Below are 17,639 nucleotides of genomic sequence, written 5' to 3' on the forward strand. Positions count from 1 at the left end.
TCAGTGAGCGCCGTTGCGTAGACGCGCGATGTCGGCTTCTACCATTTCTGCGATCATCGACTCGAATGTGATCTCCGGCGTCCAGCCAAGTTTTTCGCGAGCCTTGCTCGAGTCACCCAGTAGAAGCTCGACTTCGGCTGGGCGCTTGAAGGCGTCGGCGATCTTGACGTGGTCTTCAAAGTTCAAGCCGACATGGCTAAAGGCGGTCTCGCAAAGCTGTCGCACCGTGAAGGTCAGGCCGGTCGATACGACATAGTCATCAGCCTTGTCCTGTTGAAGCATCAGCCACATCGCCCGGACATAGTCTTTGGCATGTCCCCAATCGCGGCTGGCGTCCAGATTGCCGAGTTGGAGATCCTTGGCCCTGCCAAGCTTGATGCGCGCAACGCCGTCGGTGACTTTTCGCGTCACGAACTCCAGGCCGCGGAGCGGAGACTCATGGTTGAAAAGTATGCCGCTGGAAGCATGGAGGCCGAAGCTCTCGCGATAGTTCACAGTCAGCCAATGCCCATAGAGTTTGGCGACAGCGTAGGGGCTACGCGGATAGAAAGGTGTCGTTTCCTTTTGCATCGGCTCCTGGATCATGCCGTACATTTCGGACGAAGAGGCTTGATAGAAGCGCGCGTCGGGGCTTTCGAGGCGCGCCGCTTCCAGAATGTTTCCGACACCCAAGGCCGTGACGTTTCCGGTCAGTATCGGCTGCTGCCACGAGGCGGCGACGAAAGACTGAGCGGCAAGGTTGTAGATTTCGGTCGGCTTGACCGTCCGCATGATCCTGATCAGGCTCGACAGGTCCCCCATGTCGCCGTCATGGAACTTAACGTCTCCGGCGATGCCAAGCCAGTTCAGGCGGTGGCTGTGAACCTCCGCATGACTGCTGCGGCGTACCAGACCGTGAACCTCATAGCCTTCGCCGAGCAACAACTGGGAGAGGTAGGCTCCGTCCTGACCGGTGACGCCGGTCACCAACGCGATCCGTCCCATTCTTATTCTTCTCTCAGTTCAAACCTCACCGCCCGTAGCAAGGCGGCCTTCGTTGCACAACCTTTTGCCTGCCCTCGCGTGCCGCATTGCGATATTTGTTGTCACCTCAAGGGCTCCACCTTAAGTCGGGCGTGAGGATCCACAGGAAGCGGTGGCATGATTCTGGGACGTACCAGCAGGATGAAGGCGTGACCGTGAAGGTTGTGGGTGGCCCATCGGATAGAGTGCCACCGCCGTCGCTCAATGCAGAAGCTCTTTTTCTGTCCGGGCTTTTCGACGACGATTGGTACCGCGCCCACTATGACGACGCCGGTGAGGATGCGCTTGCTCACTTTATCGCTGTCGGTGACGCTGAGCGTCGCGCTCCGTCGGCCAAGTTCGACCCAGAATGGTACGTCGCGCAATTGGAGGGCGGACTAGGCAATGCCATGGGACCCGTTTCTCACTATCTGGCGGTCGGCAAATCGAAGGGAATTTCGATACTGCCGCCCGCGCTGGACAAGAGCGCTGCCACCCGTCGAGCTCCCGATCGTCAAGGGTCAGCGGACGCGGTTATTGGGGCAGTTGCAGGTGTTTTTGCACCGGCGGATGACAAGCCGGTGGAACCCATTTGGTCAGGCCTAACGGCGCTTGATGTCTACTACTCTGGCCTTTTCGATGCCGACTGGTACGCGAGCCAGCAACCGGAAGGCGAAGTCCCAGCAGATCCTCTCGCTCACTTTCTTGCGGTCGGTGAACCGGCCGGTCTGTCACCCTCTCCAGCCTTTGACGCAGTATGGTATGTGGATCAGCTGGTCGGAGGCCTCGAAGGGGCGCCGGGGGCACTTACCCATTATCTCCACAAGGGCAGAAGCGAGGGCCGGTTGCCCCTGCCGGCGGGGCCGTTTGCAGATCGACTGGCGGGATCTCCGGTGTTTGACGCCGACTGGTATCGGTCTCGGTATCCTGATGCAGCGGGGTCCGACCTGCTACCCTTTACCCACTATGTATTGCATGGCGCGGTTCTCGACCGAGACCCCGGTCCTTACTTTTCGACGCGCTGGTATCGCCGGACGTATGGCGGTTTTCTGACGGCGGGGGAAATCCCCCTGCAGCACTATTTTGAACACGGAGAGGCGCGTGGCTTCTGGCCCAGTCCCGGGTTTGACCCTCATGCCTACGAACAGTCCCGCCCGTCCGGGGCGGGCCATGGTCAGCTGGAAGCCTATATCCGTTACGCTCGTGCCCATGACGACTGGCAAAGCCCGGTCTTCGAGCCCACCTTCTATGTGAAGGACAATCCGGACGCTGCACTCGCTCATTCGGATGCACTGAAACATTTCATCGCGTTCGGCTGGCAAGATGGCCGCTATCCCCGTGCGCCTGAGTTCGAGAACCCGGTCGCGCCTGGAGGCCTGATCACTTTCGATGTCTTGATCGACGGGTGGAATGCCGATCCCGTCCATCTGGCCGCCACACTTCAACGCCTGAGGAAACAGGAAATCGGTCGATGGAAGGCCATTCTGGCGGTCGATTCTTCGGTCGTCGGGCTAGACGTTGGCGAAGGCGTTGCGGTGGTCGGTTGCACCTCGCAGAGTCGGGGTCAAAGACTGGGCGCGCTGCTTGAACGGGCTGATGCCGAGTATGTCTTTGTCCTTGATGCGGGAGATGTGCTGGCACCTGATGCCTTGAAGGCTCTTGCCGATGCCTTGCGTTACGACCGGGCCAGCGTCCTGTACACGGATGAAAAATGCCTGCATCCAAGGTCAGGTGAACCTGACCTCGTTCTGAAGCCGGGTTGGTCGCCAGAGCTGCTCAGTTCTTACAACTACTTCGGCCGTCTATGTGCACTGCGGAGAACCGAAGCTCTGGCATTAGGCGGCTTTCGAGCGGAAGCCGGCGAAGCCGCGGAGTGGGATCTGGCGTTGCGCTTCGGCGCGGAGACTTGCTCGATCCGGCGCCTGCCCCGCGTACTTTGCACGAGGACTGGTTTCACGGATCTCGACAGACCCATCGCATCAAGTGCCCGCTCAGTCGATTTTCGCGCCGTGCTCAGCCGATACTGGCGCGAGCAGGGAAAGGATGTCAGCGTTTTCACGCGACCGGACGGTGCCCTGGACGCCACCTGGCCGGTCATCGACGCGCCCCGAGTATCGGTCATCATCCCCTCGCGCGACCGTGTAGATCTGCTTCGCCGCGTCATCGACGGATTGCAGTGCGGCACCGACTATCCCGATCTGGAGGTCATCGTCGTCGACAATCTGTCCGCTGACATCGACGCCCTCACCTATCTGGAAGCGCTAGAAGAGTCCGGTACCGCCCGTGTGGTCCGCCACGACAAGACGTTTAACTATTCGGCAGCCTGCAACGCCGGGGCGGCGGCAGCCAGCGGGGAGCTACTTCTGTTCCTCAACAATGACATCGAGATAATCTCGCCCGACTGGCTTCACGAACTGGTTCGCTTCGCTACGCGACCCGGGGTTGGCATCGTTGGTGCCATGCTTCTCTATCCGGGCGGCGAACTGCAGCACGCTGGGGCAGCTCTCGGCGTTGATCTGTGCGGTTTGATGTTCCGTGGAGGAGGGCGCGGACAGTGGAGCGTCTTCGGGTCGCCGGATGTCCCCCGCAATTGGCTTGCTGTGATGGGGGCCTGCCAGCTGGTTCGACGTGAGGTTTTCGAGCAGGTCGGCCGCTACGACGAGACCTACAGAATCGCCAACAGCGACGTCGCCCTGTGCTTGCGGATCTGGCAGGCTGGCTATCGTATCGCCTACGCGCCGAAGGCTGCGCTGGTTCATCATGAAGGTGCCACGCGCGGCCGAAGCAACCCCCCGGAAGACATCGTCCGACTGGCTTTCGACATCCAGCAGATGGGTGTGACCGAGGATCCGTTTCATCATCCGGAACTGGATCCACGGATATCTTTCCCAACGGTATCGGCTGCTGACGCCCCGACAGGTCAGGCTTGCCTGCTTGCCGCCATTGATGCTGCGCGGCGAAGCGCCCCGAAAGCCAGTCGGATCGATGTCGCCAATGTCGGCGAAATCGCGTTGGCCGCCGGTGTTCCTCCCGAGCGCATCAAATGGCGCGCCCATGAGGTAGGCTCAGCCGTCGACCTTTGGTCCGCGTCCCGTGTAACTCTGGACCAACTGCTCTTGTATCCCGTCAATCGGAAGCGCTTTCCCGACGCTCTGTCCAGTGGCAAGACTGGTGAGTTCGCCCGCTGGCTTGTCGACCAAGGGCTGCTGACCAGCGACGTTATGATCAAGACGTTCGATGCGCAGTTGTGGCAACGTCCGCTCGCTGTGTGGCGCGATGACGCCGAAGCTCGCCGGACAGCTCCCTTGGGTCTGACCCCCGGTGGGCGCAGAGACTTCCTGGCTTGGCTATTCAACGCGGGCCGTAGTGGACACGGTATCAGGACGGAGGAGGTCTGGTGGTGGGGTCTCTGGTCCGCAGAGTTGTCTGATCAGTCAATCTCCACGACCTGGCGGCTGACACCCTCCTGGCAAGCCAGGTTTCCGGATGCCCTGACGCCGAGGGGCGCTGATAGCTTAGCGGCCTGGCTGACTGTCACGTACGATCTTCACGAAATCTGGGCTGAGCCTTCACTTTGGGCCATGAGCACCTCAGCGGAAACACGGGTCAGAATGGCCTACGACGCTGAAGAGGCGTGGCAACGCCGGTTCCCGGCGGCTTTCGATGAAACGCAAAGCGCACTGGCGTTTCTGACCTTCCTTGATGGGGAAAGCGACGCGACCGGGTTTCTTACGGATGTTCGCGGAGCAACCGCCCGAGATCGCCTGGCGCGAGATCTGGCGGCGGGGGGCGTAAATCTTATCGGGTCGTCAGATCCAGCCGACGCGGTAGCCGAAAGTCTGCTGGTGGCGAACGTCAGCACCAGCCGACGGGACGTGGGCGGCCCCCGCAGCGACGCCATGCCAAATCTGGACATGGAGTTGCATGACATCACGATTCTGTTCGCCAGGCCTGACGAAGGGCTTGACGACATCTATGATCGTGCCGGCCTCGCGCCGCGGCGTCGTCGGACCTATCGTATTGGTTACTGGCCCTGGCCCTTCGATATTATCCCACCGTCCTGGATAGAGGCTGCTCGGGATCTGAACGAGATTTGGACTACGACCGAACACGCGGCTAGGCGGCTAAGGGAACGTCTTGGGCTACCTGTTTGCGTCCTGCCTCCAGGCCAAGTGATGGTATCGTCTCCGCGTCTGGACTCGCATGAGCGGTTCGTCTTTCTTGCAGATGCAGGAAGTGCTGAATTGTTTGCTCAAAGTGGTGCAATCGATGCGATTCGAGCGTTCAAAAGCGCGTTCGGCCCGGAGAGCGGGGTATCGTTGACGATAGATGCGTCAAGCCTCGGCAACGCGCCAGCTCTGCTGTCGGAACTGCGTTGCGAAGCAGGCGGCGCGGCCGTTGAGATAGTGACCGCGACCCTGGATTCTCGAGACCGTTACACGAACCTGGACAATTGCGACGCCTATCTCGCATTGGATCGGACGTCGGGCTGGAACTCAAATGTCCTTGCCGCCATGGGACGAGGCAAGCCCATCGTCGCAATGGCGTACTCCGGACATGCAGACATGCTTTCGTCGCGCTCGGCGTGGCTCGTCGACTATCAAATCGAACAAGTGGCTGCCGCAGCGACGGGCTACTGGCCGGGATCAGTCTGGGCCAGGCCGTCAATCGAAAGCGTTGCCGAGGCCATGCGCTCTCTGACCGCATCGCCGCAGGCATCGCTTTCGAAAGTCACCCAGGCAAAACTGGACGTAGCGGAGAAGGCCTCGTTGAAGGCTCGAGGACAGGCCATGGCCCAGCGACTGGAACAGATCTGCGCTGAGATACGACCCGGGCGTCGCCCCTGAAGGCTTGGCAATCGATCAATTTGCCAAGCTGATCAGATACTGACCGTAGGCCGAGTTTTTCATCAGTTGACCACGGGACAGGAGCCCGTTGCGGTCGATCCAGCCCTTGTGGAACGCGATCTCCTCGAGACACGCAATCTTGAGGCCCTGGCGATGTTCGATGGCGCGAACGAACTCCGACGCTTCAAGCAGGGACTCATGCGTGCCGGTGTCCAGCCACGCATAGCCACGGCCCATACGCTGAACGTAGAGGTCTCCGCGGTCCAGATAGGCCTGGTTGACGTCAGTGATTTCCAGTTCGCCGCGCGGTGACGGCTTCACTGCCTTGGCGATTTCGACGACCGAAGCGTCGTAGACGTAGAGGCCCGTAACAGCCCAGTTCGAACGCGGATTGGCGGGCTTCTCCTCCAGATGAAGAGCGAGACCGCTTTCATCCAACTCAACGACGCCGAAGCGATGAGGGTCTATAACCTGCTGTGCAAACACGGTCGCGCCAGTCTCACGCGCGCCGGCGTTGGCGAGCAAACCCTCAAGGTTGACGCCGTAGAAGAGGTTGTCGCCCAAGACCAAACAGACGCTGTCGCCGTCAATGAATGTCTCACCCAGCAGGAAGGCTTCGGCGAGGCCTCGTGGCTGGTCCTGGATCACGTACTGCAACCTGACGCCCCATTGCGACCCGTCACCCATCATGGCCTCGAAGATGGGAATGTCGCGTGGGGTGGAGATGATAAGGATGTCCTGAATACCCGCCATCATAAGAACTGACAGCGGGTAGTAGATCATCGGTTTGTCGTAGACCGGCAGCAGTTGCTTGCTGATCCCGAGGGTGACCGGATGAAGGCGCGATGCCGAACCCCCGGCCAGGACAATTCCCTTCATCGGATCATGCCCGTGAACGGCGTCGTCCACTCCGACAGGCGGGGCGCGACGAGATCCTTGGCGGAGACCACGGCGGTGTCACGGGTAACGGGCCAATCGACCCCGATGTCCGGATCGTCGAACGCCACCGCGCCATCATGAGCGCCACTATAAAGATTGGTTACCTTGTAGCTCAATTCAACGTCGTCAGTCAGGGTGCAGAAGCCGTGCAAGAAGCCGGCGGGAACCCAAAGTTGCTTCCAGTTGTCATCGGAAAGTTCGACGGCGACATGCTGGCCATAAGTCGGAGACCCTTCGCGCACATCAACAGCCACATCCAGAATCCTCCCGGCGCTGCAGCGAACAAGCTTTCCCTGCTCGAATGGCGGTGCCTGATAATGCAGGCCGCGAATTGTGCCCTTGGTCGCAGACCGAGACACGTTATCCTGGACGAAACTGACCTCGCCGGCGGCCGCAGAGAAGCGATCCTGACGAAACACTTCGGAAAAAAAGCCCCTCTGATCGCCAAATTTGGGGGGAGTGAGCAACAACAGCCCCGGTATATCAAATCGTTCGACGTCCATTGCGCCCTTCCTGCAAAGCCGGTGCCTCTTTGGCATGGCTGTATGGCGTCGCCAAGCGCTTCCGGCTTGCCTTGAGGTTGAGCGCCAGCTTAATGGGCGGCGCACAGCGGTGGAAGATAGCCTATGAAAGTCCTCGTTACCGGTGGATCCGGTTTTATCGGCTCAGCGGTCTGCCGGCATTTGGTCGCGGAGGGAGACTCGGTCGTCAACCTGGACGTGATGACCTATGCGGCAACAAAGGGGTCCACGGCCTCGCTGGAGGGATCTGCGCAGTACGCCTTTGCGCAAGTCGATATTACCGATGCAAAGGCTGTTGCGGATGTATTCGCGACGCATAGGCCCGATGCCGTGATGCATCTGGCGGCGGAATCCCATGTCGATCGATCTATTACGGGATCCGGGCCATTCATCATGACCAATATCGTAGGCACCCATGTGATGTTGGATGCCGCCTTGGCATACTGGCGAGGGCTGGACGAGGAGGCTGCTGAACGGTTCCGTTTCCTGCATGTCTCGACCGACGAGGTCTATGGTGCCCTTGGCGAAGAGGGTTTGTTTGCCGAGACGACACCGTACGATCCGCGGTCGCCGTATTCTGCGTCCAAGGCGGCTTCCGACCATCTAGCCAGCGCGTGGGGTCATACGTATGGCTTGCCGGTGCTGATTTCGAACTGTTCCAACAACTACGGACCTTTCCATTTTCCAGAGAAGCTGATCCCGCTGTGCATCCTCAAGGCTCTGACTGGGCAGCCTCTGCCGGTGTATGGTGACGGATCTCAAATCCGCGACTGGCTGTTTGTTGAGGACCATGCCCGGGCGCTGCGTCTGGTCGTCCAGACGGGCGCGGTAGGGGAGACCTATAATGTTGGCGGGCGCAACGAGCGGCGCAATCTGGAGGTTGTCGAGGCGATTTGCGATGTTCTGGACCGTCTGACCGGGCCGTTGCCGTCGGGTCCGCGGCGGAATCTCATCACCTTCGTCGCGGATCGTCCCGGGCACGATCAACGCTATGCCATTGACGCAACCAAGCTGGAAACCGAGCTCGGATGGCGCGCGGAGCATGATTTCACCACGGGCCTGGAAGCGACGGTCGCCTGGTATCTTGCCAACGACTGGTGGTGGAAGCCGCTTCAGGCCGGGTATGACGGTCAACGGTTGGGCTTGGCCGCAAAGGTCAACGCATAGTGGCCGGTAAACTTCTGATTCTGGGCGGAACCGGGCAGGTTGCCCTGGACATGCCGGGAGCGGCAAAGGCCCAGGGCTTTGCCTCGAGTGTGTCAGTCGGGCGGGAGACGGCTGACCTGACCCAGGTGGATGCTGCGACCCTGTTGGCCGAGCACCGGCCTGATGCGATCGTGAACGCTGCGGCCTATACTGCGGTCGACCGCGCTGAAAGCGAGTCCGAAGCTGCTTTCGCCCTCAATGCGGATATGCCGGGACGTTTCGCCGAAGCGGCAGCCGTCGCCGGCATCCCTTTCGTTCAGATTTCCACAGACTATGTCTTCGATGGTCGCAAAGCCTCCGCCTATATCGAGACGGACCCGCGCGAGCCCATGGGCGTCTATGGCGCGAGCAAGGCTGCGGGGGAGGACCGTGTCCTGGCTGCGATCGGCAGAACGGCAGTCATGCGGACCGCGTGGGTTTATGGCGTCCACGGCGCAAATTTCATGAAGACGATGGTGCGCTTGGCCCAGAGCCGAGACACGCTCGGCGTGGTCGATGATCAGATCGGCAGCCCTACTCGGTCCTCCGACGTCGCCGAAGGAGCCGCTCGCCTCGCAAGAGCGCTGCTTGATGGAGCAATCAGGGGGGGAGAGGTTTACCATTGCGCTGGAGCCGGGCGTGCGAGCTGGGCGGACTTCGCGGTCGCGATTTTCGAGGAAGAGGCACGAGCCGGCCGGCCCGCACCGCAGATCAACCGCATCACGACGAAGGATTTCCCGACCCCGGCGGCACGCCCCGCCAACTCGCAGCTCGACTGCGCCAAGCTTCAGTCCGAGATTGGCTGGCGACCGTGGGACTGGCGCGGGCGCCTGAGCGATCTCTATCGTGAAGAAAATTGAGCGGCCTCAGGCCGCGGACCGAGTCGCCGCGGGCCTCATTATCGCTACCCCCCTCTACAGGGCTCCTGAACTTGTTCAGGGACTCATAGAGAGTCTGATCGGTGCCGCGGAGGAAATTTCTGCGCTGGGAGGGCGGGTCGTACTGATCAACGACTCGCCAGGTTTCGAGCCTCTGACCGCGGAACTCACTTTCCGGATACCGAAGCTCGCTGCGTTGATCGACCTGGAGGTCATAACGAACGCCGAGAACCTGGGGTTCGTCGGATCGGCCAATCTCGCCTTCGGCATTGCCCATGCTGCTCACGCCGATCTCCTACTGCTGAATTCCGACGCGATCCTGACCCCGGGCGCGCTGACGGAGATGGCGCAGGTCTCTCGACTGGATCCTCTCACTGCGGTGGTCAGTCCTCGTTCGAACAACGCGACAATCTGCAACTCGCCCTATCCTGATCGCTTTCGGCAGCTCGATCCCACGGATGCCCTGGCGGCGCACCAAGCCCTCTCTCCCTATCTGCCGAGAATGACTTTTGTGCCGACGGCAGTAGGCTTCTGTCTCTACGTCCGCTGGCTGATGATCGAGGAGTTCGGAGTTTTCGACCCCATTTTTGGCGGTGGTTACAACGAAGAGAACGATTTCATCCTGAGGTGTAATCGAAGGGGTTATCGGGCGGTTCTGGCCAACCACGCCTTTGTCTTCCACATGGGAAGCATCTCGTTCAACCAGAGCGAGATCGGGCCTGCAGCACGGGAGTCAAAGAACCGACAAATACTGCTCGAACGCTATCCCGAATACGAGCGGGCGGTTTCGAGATACTTCAACGCTATAGAATTCAAAGCCCAATCGGCCTTGGCCGGACTCGTGCCGGGAACCGCGGGGCGCAGGACTATTCTATTCGACGCGAATAATATCGGACCGAGCTACAACGGAACGTTCGAGCTTGCGGTCAAGATGATCCGCGCCTTCGCCGCTCGCTACCGCGACGCTTACGACCTTCATATCGCCTGCTCGCGTGATGCCCTGAAGTTTCACGGATTGGACCAGATCGACGGCCTGACCTACTGTGCAGGCCAGGAAAGGGAGATGGCTCCCTTCGCCGCCGCTATCCGGTTGGCTCAGCCGTTTGCGATCGAGCACCTGATCTCATTGTCGGACCTGGCTCCGGTCACGAGTTTTCTGATTCTCGACACCATTGCGATGGATTGCCAGAACCTGGACCACAGTGACCTCGGGTGCGTCTGGTCCCATATGCTGCAAACCACGCCAGTTGTCGGTTACATCAGCGAGTTTTCGCGCGACCAGTTTCACCGCCGATTTCAGGTCCCGGAGGACATCTGCGAGTTCGTCGCCTTGTGCTCGACGGATCCCGCCGACTACCGCTCGTCGAACGAACCCTTCGCGCGACCTGAAGGCGGGATTCTCCTGGTCGGGAATCACTACAGTCACAAACACGTGCTCGACACGGTCGCGCGCCTTGTGCGTGAGGACACAAGGCCGTCCATCAGTGTTCTGGGTCTGGATGTGCCGGAGGTGCCGGGTGTGACCAGCGTATCCGCGGGTGAGATTCCGCAAGCTGAAGTCGACGGCTTGTACGATCGGGCAAACGTGGTCCTTTTCCCGAGCCACTATGAGGGCTTCGGCTTCCCGATCATGCATGCGCTGTCCCGCCAGAAGCCGGTCATCGCGCGCGACCTGCCAGTGTTCCATGAAATCAGGGCGCAGGTTCCGGGCGGCGAGAACATCCATCTTTTCGCGACGACCGGAGAAATGGCCGACGCCGCACTCAATCCCCCGGTTTGGATCGCTCCAGCCCAGACTACTGCGCCACATGCGTGGACCCATGCCGTGCAAGCGCTCGAACAGGCCTTGGTCAAGGCATGGGCAAGCCTGACCTATCAAGACCTGATGCGCAGGCTGCTGTACGTCGAGACCTGCCGTGCTCTGGAGATCGCGCAAGCCAAGGCCGCCAGGCCGTCGGCAAAGCGGTATCCAGCCTTTTCGGCACCGATGGGGGCCTCTGTCGAACCGATCAGCGCGCTGGGCGCAATGGTGGGTGTCCGGTCCCGGAAAATCTTCGAGGCCCTTGCGAGACTGCCGGGATTACGCGCTGTCGCCCGATCGGCCTGGCGACGCCTGCCGCAATCACGCGTTCTGACGGCCGACTTGAGCGGTGGATTGATGCCTGCCGAGAAGGGAGGGTTGCTGCGGGCTACGGCTCTCGGAGAAGACGTGACCCCCGAGCAAATCATAGAAGCCTTGCTCGAATGGGCAGACAGTCTGGTCTTGGGCGGCGAGTTCGAACTGATTTCGGCTTATCGACCGGAAGACACCTATCCCCTCACGCCAATGCGGTCCGAGGGCCTGGAAGTCTGGATGCGCAGCACAGGGTTCGCGCTCGTCGATCTGACAATCGAGGGCAGTGAGGTTCACGTCAAGGCCGTCAAGACCTCTGATTGGACGGCGATGCTGCCTGGTCCCGCAAACGACGAAGATTTCATCAACGTTGCCTTCCTGGGCGCGCTGGGCCGCCCGGCCGAAGGGTTCGGTGCCATTCACAGCCTTCAGGAACTGCAGGCTGGCAAATCACGTCGCGAGGTCCTCAAGCGCCTTTATGCCTCGCTGGAACGTGGGTTTGCCCATCATGAGCAATGAGCCGACGCATGCCCGCGCGTAAAACAAGCAATCCACCGTCCAGAAGCGCATCCTTTCTGTACCGAAGCCGCGATTGGGCTTAGGACAAGATGCTGGCGTGTGGGGATGATAAGGTTCGGATGATGGGCGATCGAACAGGCGGCGTCGCCGCGCTCGTCTGGGTGTCCGGACATGGCTCGAGTTGGGCCGAAACCTTGTGCGACCTCAGGGACAGCGCCGAGTTCGACTCGGTCGTTGTGGCCTTCGACAAGCGATCAAGGGCACCTCGGATCGGGTTGGGAGCCGACTTCGAGGCGGTTGGCTTTGCAAGCCTCGTCGACGCGCTGGATCAGTGCTTTGCAGAGAAATCGCCCAGCGCAGTCTTCGTCATCGTTGCGCCCGTCGCCCTGCCGGAACGGGTTCTGGAAAACGCCCGGGACTGGCTGGCCAAGGATGGCCGGATCGGGACGGTATCGTTTCTGTCGAACAGCGCCGGCGGTCTGAGTTTTCCGTACCACAATGCAGAGGTCCCTGTCGGCGCGGAAGGCCACAACGAGCGCACCCTGACGGCTGAGCTGCGGTCCAGGGGCGACGCCCGGCCCGTGCCGATCACAGCAGCGGATGGTGCGGCCATTCTGGTTTCGATCCTCGGCTGGCAGACGTTCCGCAGTGGTGGGCGTGAGATATCGTTCAGGGACCCGCGGCTCGTGCTCGCCGCACTCTCGCTGGACGGGCCAGGCTACGGCTATGTCAACGTCGTCGATGTGACGACGTTCATCACACGGTCGTGGGACTGGAGCGGGCCGTCTGGATCAGTTTTGCGGGATAGAGATTATCGGTCTGTGCTCGACACGTGGAACGGCGCGGCTCTCGCCGCCTACGATATCGAGGTATCTTCGCACGGCGGTGCCCTGGCCGACGAGCTCTCGATCGCCCGGGCAAGGACCCAGGGGTTGCGCGTCCTGATCGACGGTTCATGCTTGGGTCCCCAGGAGATGGGAACCCAGTTGTTGACGGTCGCCCTCAGCCGTTCGCTTGCGGCCCAGAAGGGGATTCGTGCTGTCTATCTGGCGGTCCCGGATCCGAGCCGTGTCCCTGCCTATGTGCAGCCGCTGCGCCAGATATCGAAGATCACGTTCGTCTCGTCCGGTGGCCTGCATTTCCCCGACGCGCCGGAAGTCGATATCATCCACAGACCCTACCAGCCCCATGAGCCGATCCCCTGGGAGCGGTGGCGGGCGTTGGGCAAGCGAATTGTTGTGACGATTCAGGACCTCATCGCCTATCGCAACGGTTCGTACTTCCAGAAGCCCGAGGACTGGCTCGAATACCGTGCCAACCTGTCGCGGGTCGCTTCGCGCGCCGACGGTGTCATGACCATCAGCCGTGACGTGGTGGCGGTGATGCGCCAGGATCGCCTGCTGATTGACGAGGATCGACTGCACGTCGCCGAGAACGGCGTCGACTATCGCGACAACAAGGGAAAGCGGGCCGAGCCTGCGGCTTTCGTGCAGCGGGGCTGGACGGACAAGCCGTTCCTCTTCAGTCTGGGCGCAACCTATGCGCACAAGAACCGCGATGTTTCCATTCGGGTATGGCAGTCCTTGAAAGCCAGAGGCCATGATCTTCGGTTGGTGCTTGCCGGGGCGACGGTCCCCTTCGGCTCCAGTCGGCAGGATGAGGCGCGCCTCCTGATCGACGAGCCCGATGTCCTGCGACTGGCTGACATCACGGGCGAAGAACGGGACTGGCTGTTCGATCGTGCCAGCCTGATCATGTATCCGACGTCGGCCGAAGGGTTCGGGCTGGTGCCGTCCGAAGTCGCGCGCTTCGACAAGGCGGCCCTCTATGTCGCTTTTGGCCCCTTGGCCGAATTCATCGATGATCCCGATGCGCCCAAGGGCTGGGGAATCGAGGAACTGGCCGACCGCGCCGAGCGTCTGATCTCCGACCCTGCCGTCCGCCGCCAGGCGATCCTCGCAGCGTCCGAGGGCGTGGCCCACCTGACCTGGGATCGCTGCGCCGGCATCATGGTCGACGCCTACCAGAAGACGCTGGCCCTATCTCCGAACCAGCATTGATGAAAGTCTTTCCGGATCAGGCGTTCATCCGTCTATTGTCTTTTTTCGGGTTGCACCTCGAGTCGAATTTTACATGGTAATCGTGCAGTCGGTCGAGGCTGAGCTGAAACGCTTAGGAAGGTAAGTATGTCGCCCATTTCAGTAATTATCTGTGGCAACAGCCATCTGTCCTCGGTTGTTCAGGGGTTGAAAGACCGCAAGGGTGAGGTTTCAGCTGAGACGATTCCGGTTATTCATCGTGTATTCAATACGATAAAGTACGGCATTGACTATCAGTTTACGATAGATGCCGGAGGCGGACATTTGGTCCCAAATCCCCACCTCGACAAACTGATCGACGAGGAGATTCCATCTGAGCATAGGCGAGCCTATGTTTCGATGTTTGGTGGAAACGCCCACAACGCGCTCACCTTGCTCGAGATGGATGAGCCTTTCGATGTGATCCTTCCAAGCGAGCCGGACCTGCCGCGTCTTCCCGGGCGGCGACTGATTCCGTACGATGCTGTGCGAGCCTTTATCGAATACCAGGCTCGGTTTCACATTATGAACACAAGTGTGATGAGCCAGCGGAAGGACGGTCCGCTTTTTCACATCGAGTCGCCTCCACCGATCGGTGACAATCACTACGTCTCACTTCACCTCGAAAACTATTTCAAGGATCAAGGTGATCGCCCGATCACCCCGCCTCTGTTGAGGTATAAACTGTGGCGTGTGCACAGTCAGATCGTCCGTGAGGCCTGCGAAGCTTATGGCGTCACTTTCATTCCGGCTCCGGACGAAGGAATGCTGGACGGCAAGTGGCTGCGTCCTGAGGGTTATTCCGGTGATTCCACGCACGCAGGCGAGTGGTATGGACGCCTGATTTGCCAGCAGATTGAGGAGCGGCTCGGCGGACACTACGGCGGCTGGCTGTGGCTATGACCGTGAACCCGTTTCTCCGCGACCAGCACTAGAAAATCTTGGACCCGAGATCGTCGATGGCAAAACATCCTTACCAAGCACTTCCCCAGTTTACACGGTGGTCAAAGTCTGTTGCGGCCTTGCCTTACCCCGAGGTCGATCCGGTCGTTTCGTTTCCGATGCAGATCGGTTTGTCAGATCGCGTTGCTACTGCAGGTAGCTGTTTCGCCCAGCATATCGCCCGATATCTCAGTCAGAGCGGCTTTAATTATTTCGTCCCTGAAGCTGCACACGAGCTTATCAACGCTGTCCCGGAGATGGCGAAAAGATACAATTATGGGACCTTCTCCGCGCGCTACGGAAACATCTACACATCGCGACAGCTCGTTCAATTGTTCAAGCGCGCTCATGGTGGGTTTGAGTCGGTCGAAGACGCGTGGCGAAATCAGGATGGTGCCTGGGTAGATCCGTTTCGCCCCGCGATCCAGCCGTCGGGGTTCGCGACTCTTGATGAGTTGAGAGCCGATCGGGAGAACCACCTGGCATTCGTCAGGCAAATGTTCGCGGAACTCGATGTTTTCGTCTTCACCCTGGGGCTGACCGAGCTCTGGTACAACAAGGCGGATGGAACAGCATTGCCAGTTTGCCCCGGTGTTTCCGGTGGAGAGTTTGACGACTCGATCTATGGCTTCACAAATTTGACTGCGAACGAAGTCATCGCGGATATGACAGAGTTTTTCGAGCTCCTGAAGAAAGTCAATTCTCGGGCGAAGGTAATTCTTACTGTTTCGCCTGTGCCCTTGGCGGCCACAGCATTGAACAGGCATGTCCTTGTTAGCACTACGTATAGTAAATCAGTATTGCGAGTTGCAGCGGAGCATCTTTGTCAGGACTTTGATCAGGTAAATTATTATCCTTCTTACGAGATCATAACCGGAAACTTCAATCGTGGTCGTTACTACGATGAAACTCTCCGTGACGTCACAGAGGAGGGTGTCAGCCACGTCATGAGGCTTTTCATGCGCCACGTTACGGGCGCGGAGCTCGATGCGGCACCTGTCGTGACGCAGCAGCAGCCTTCAGACTTCCTTGCCCGTATGAACGACGTGGTCCACGTGGCTTGTGAAGAGGCTTTGATAGAAGCGTCTCTTGAGGAAGAAGAGTCCTCAAGCCCGAGTGCCTGAACGATGCTTGGCCGTGATCGATTAACAGGCGCTTGATTGAAGGGGCTTGGGGTATTTCACGGTGCCCCTGATCTTCAGGAACTGGCGAGATGTCAACCTCAGGGTCATCGTCTTGCGATTCAGGCGAGGCCTGTTCTGACGGCATCACAGCTGCAGGGTGGCGGAACGGCCCATGATCCACCATGCTATTTTCATATGGATCTGGCGTGACTGTCCGGACGGTGATCTTGATTTCAATGAGATCTTGGGACTCGCTCACGCCCTGGCGGTTCTGGCAAAAGACCTCGACACTATGCGGCAGCCGAATTCCCGTAACCCCGAGGGGGCTAAACGCTCATAGGGTATCCGATAGCCCGTTCTGTCAGGTTCGTCGGGAATGCGGTCCGAAGACGCACTGCGACTGGCGAATGATCGTGGGTTACTACGTAAACTTTCGTCTGGCCAAAGCGTGCCTCGATGAAATCAACAGCAGACTTCTCGCTGTCGAAATGCAACGTCTGTATGAAGCCTTTGTGCGCCAAGACTACTTCGGTCAGATTGTTCCTAGATGATACCCTGACTTGAAGCCCTTTGCCGTCGCCCACCGGCACAATCGATCCGACTTCGATATGCACGCCGTCGGCCCGAGCGGAGTAATCGTGAAGTTCGTGGATAAGCTTTGAGGCCTCCCAGCTGTTGCGGCCGCTGCGGAAATAGGCGTCCACCTCGCGGCGGAAATTGGGGTAGCGCAGGTCGATGATGGCCTCGTTCTCAGGCACGCTGGTGTGGCCTTCGCTGACGAGGCCGGCCTCCAGGTTCGAACCGCGACCCTGGTGATAGACGAACACGCCGGGTGCCATCGTCAGCCGAAGGCCGGCCTGAAGGCTGCGCAGGCTCCAGTCCGTTTCCTCGCAATAGCCGCGTCCAAAAATCGGATCCATGACGCCGACCGTCCGGATGGCGTCGATCGGCATGATGATGGCGAAAGAAATCCCGGCGGGGATGTCGATCACGGTGCCAGGGAAATGGGTCTGGGCGACGCTTGAGATCCAGTCCACTGTTTCCTGGTTGCCGATGAACCGATCGGGATCCTCGTTCGGGACCGAATAGATCGAGACATTGTTGGACGACGCCGTGATCGAACCGACGCCCGGGTTCTGGAGACAGCCGGTGACCATTCCGGAGATGAAGTTTTTGGGAAACAACACATCGGAGTTGTTGATCGTCACATAGTCATAGCCGTGCGTCACCGCTGCGTTCAGCCCCAGGCTGACGTTGCGGGGGATGCCGAGGTTGCGCGGCGTCAGATAATACAGCGCACCCACCTCTTCGCAGAGCGCCTTGAGGTCCGCGCTCCAGCCGGGTTCGGGGCTGGCGTCGTCCAGGATAAGGACGTCGAAATCCGCCACGGACCTGTCCATCCGCATCGCGCTCCTGAGCGCCTGGGGCACGATGGCGCGGCCGTTGTAGACCGTGATGCAATGAAGTACGCGCGGCTTGGTCATGGTCAGG

11 protein-coding genes are annotated in these 17,639 nt (G+C 59.9%); 7 read left to right on the forward strand and 4 right to left on the reverse strand.

Going from position 1 to position 17,639, the window contains the following annotated elements:
• On the reverse strand, positions 1 to 984 hold the full coding sequence (gmd, locus tag JHC99_RS02655; RefSeq protein WP_292151918.1) for a GDP-mannose 4,6-dehydratase: 984 nt from the start codon (positions 982 to 984) through the stop codon (positions 1 to 3).
• Positions 985 to 1,172: 188 nt separating this feature from the next.
• Between gmd and JHC99_RS02660 the strand changes: the two genes are divergently transcribed.
• The gene (locus tag JHC99_RS02660; protein ID WP_292151919.1) at positions 1,173 to 5,849 is read left to right on the forward strand and encodes a glycosyltransferase; all 4,677 of its coding nucleotides are present in this window, start codon (positions 1,173 to 1,175) and stop codon (positions 5,847 to 5,849) included.
• 15 nt (positions 5,850 to 5,864) lie between these two features.
• Here the strand turns inward: JHC99_RS02660 and rfbA are convergent, their stop codons facing one another.
• Together rfbA and rfbC are read right to left on the reverse strand one after the other, a co-directional pair.
• On the reverse strand, positions 5,865 to 6,728 hold the full coding sequence (gene rfbA, locus JHC99_RS02665) for a glucose-1-phosphate thymidylyltransferase RfbA (RefSeq protein ID WP_292151945.1): 864 nt from the start codon (positions 6,726 to 6,728) through the stop codon (positions 5,865 to 5,867).
• Entirely contained in the window at positions 6,725 to 7,291 is a 567-nt protein-coding gene (rfbC, locus tag JHC99_RS02670; RefSeq protein WP_292151920.1) for a dTDP-4-dehydrorhamnose 3,5-epimerase, read from the reverse strand. Before rfbC ends, rfbA begins: the two co-directional genes overlap by 4 nt.
• A gap of 123 nt (positions 7,292 to 7,414) precedes the next feature.
• Between rfbC and rfbB the strand changes: the two genes are divergently transcribed.
• The 6 genes from rfbB (at position 7,415) to JHC99_RS02700 (ending at position 16,148) form a co-directional block, all read left to right on the forward strand.
• A complete protein-coding gene (rfbB, locus tag JHC99_RS02675; protein ID WP_292151921.1) occupies positions 7,415 to 8,476 on the forward strand; it encodes a dTDP-glucose 4,6-dehydratase in 1,062 nt (353 codons plus the stop codon).
• Positions 8,476 to 9,354, forward strand: coding sequence for a dTDP-4-dehydrorhamnose reductase (gene rfbD / locus JHC99_RS02680; protein WP_292151922.1), 879 nt, complete (start codon positions 8,476 to 8,478; stop codon positions 9,352 to 9,354). The genes rfbB and rfbD overlap by 1 nt, the downstream gene beginning before the upstream one ends.
• Positions 9,341 to 12,004, forward strand: coding sequence for a glycosyltransferase (locus JHC99_RS02685; RefSeq protein WP_292151923.1), 2,664 nt, complete (start codon positions 9,341 to 9,343; stop codon positions 12,002 to 12,004). The genes rfbD and JHC99_RS02685 overlap by 14 nt, the downstream gene beginning before the upstream one ends.
• A gap of 122 nt (positions 12,005 to 12,126) precedes the next feature.
• Entirely contained in the window at positions 12,127 to 14,064 is a 1,938-nt protein-coding gene (locus tag JHC99_RS02690; RefSeq protein ID WP_292151924.1) for a glycosyltransferase, read from the forward strand.
• Between the two features lie 126 nt (positions 14,065 to 14,190).
• Positions 14,191 to 14,985 carry a hypothetical protein gene (locus JHC99_RS02695; RefSeq protein ID WP_292151925.1) on the forward strand — a complete coding sequence of 265 codons (795 nt, stop codon included), beginning with the start codon at positions 14,191 to 14,193 and terminating at the stop codon, positions 14,983 to 14,985.
• A 56-nt stretch (positions 14,986 to 15,041) separates the two neighbouring features.
• Positions 15,042 to 16,148 (forward strand): GSCFA domain-containing protein, encoded by a 1,107-nt coding sequence (locus tag JHC99_RS02700; RefSeq protein ID WP_292151926.1) that lies wholly within the window; start codon positions 15,042 to 15,044, stop codon positions 16,146 to 16,148.
• A gap of 326 nt (positions 16,149 to 16,474) precedes the next feature.
• Here JHC99_RS02700 and JHC99_RS02705 read toward each other — a convergent pair whose 3' ends face one another.
• Positions 16,475 to 17,632: a glycosyltransferase gene (locus JHC99_RS02705; RefSeq protein WP_292151927.1), complete on the reverse strand. Its 1,158-nt coding sequence runs from the start codon at positions 17,630 to 17,632 to the stop codon at positions 16,475 to 16,477.
• Positions 17,633 to 17,639 lie beyond the last annotated feature (7 nt).

The sequence above is a fragment of the Brevundimonas sp. genome (assembly GCF_016463485.1).
Classification (GTDB): Bacteria; Pseudomonadota; Alphaproteobacteria; order Caulobacterales; family Caulobacteraceae; genus Brevundimonas.

Coding starts and splice junctions, on each gene's coding strand:
- JHC99_RS02690 (WP_292151924.1), top strand. CDS start 12,127: ATGGGCGATCGAACAGGCGGCGTCGCCGCGCTCGTCTGGGTGTCCGGA.
- JHC99_RS02695 (WP_292151925.1), top strand. CDS start 14,191: ATGTCGCCCATTTCAGTAATTATCTGTGGCAACAGCCATCTGTCCTCG.
- JHC99_RS02705 (WP_292151927.1), bottom strand. CDS start 17,632: ATGACCAAGCCGCGCGTACTTCATTGCATCACGGTCTACAACGGCCGC.
- rfbB (WP_292151921.1), top strand. CDS start 7,415: ATGAAAGTCCTCGTTACCGGTGGATCCGGTTTTATCGGCTCAGCGGTC.
- gmd (WP_292151918.1), bottom strand. CDS start 984: ATGGGACGGATCGCGTTGGTGACCGGCGTCACCGGTCAGGACGGAGCC.
- JHC99_RS02700 (WP_292151926.1), top strand. CDS start 15,042: ATGGCAAAACATCCTTACCAAGCACTTCCCCAGTTTACACGGTGGTCA.
- rfbC (WP_292151920.1), bottom strand. CDS start 7,291: ATGGACGTCGAACGATTTGATATACCGGGGCTGTTGTTGCTCACTCCC.
- rfbA (WP_292151945.1), bottom strand. CDS start 6,728: ATGAAGGGAATTGTCCTGGCCGGGGGTTCGGCATCGCGCCTTCATCCG.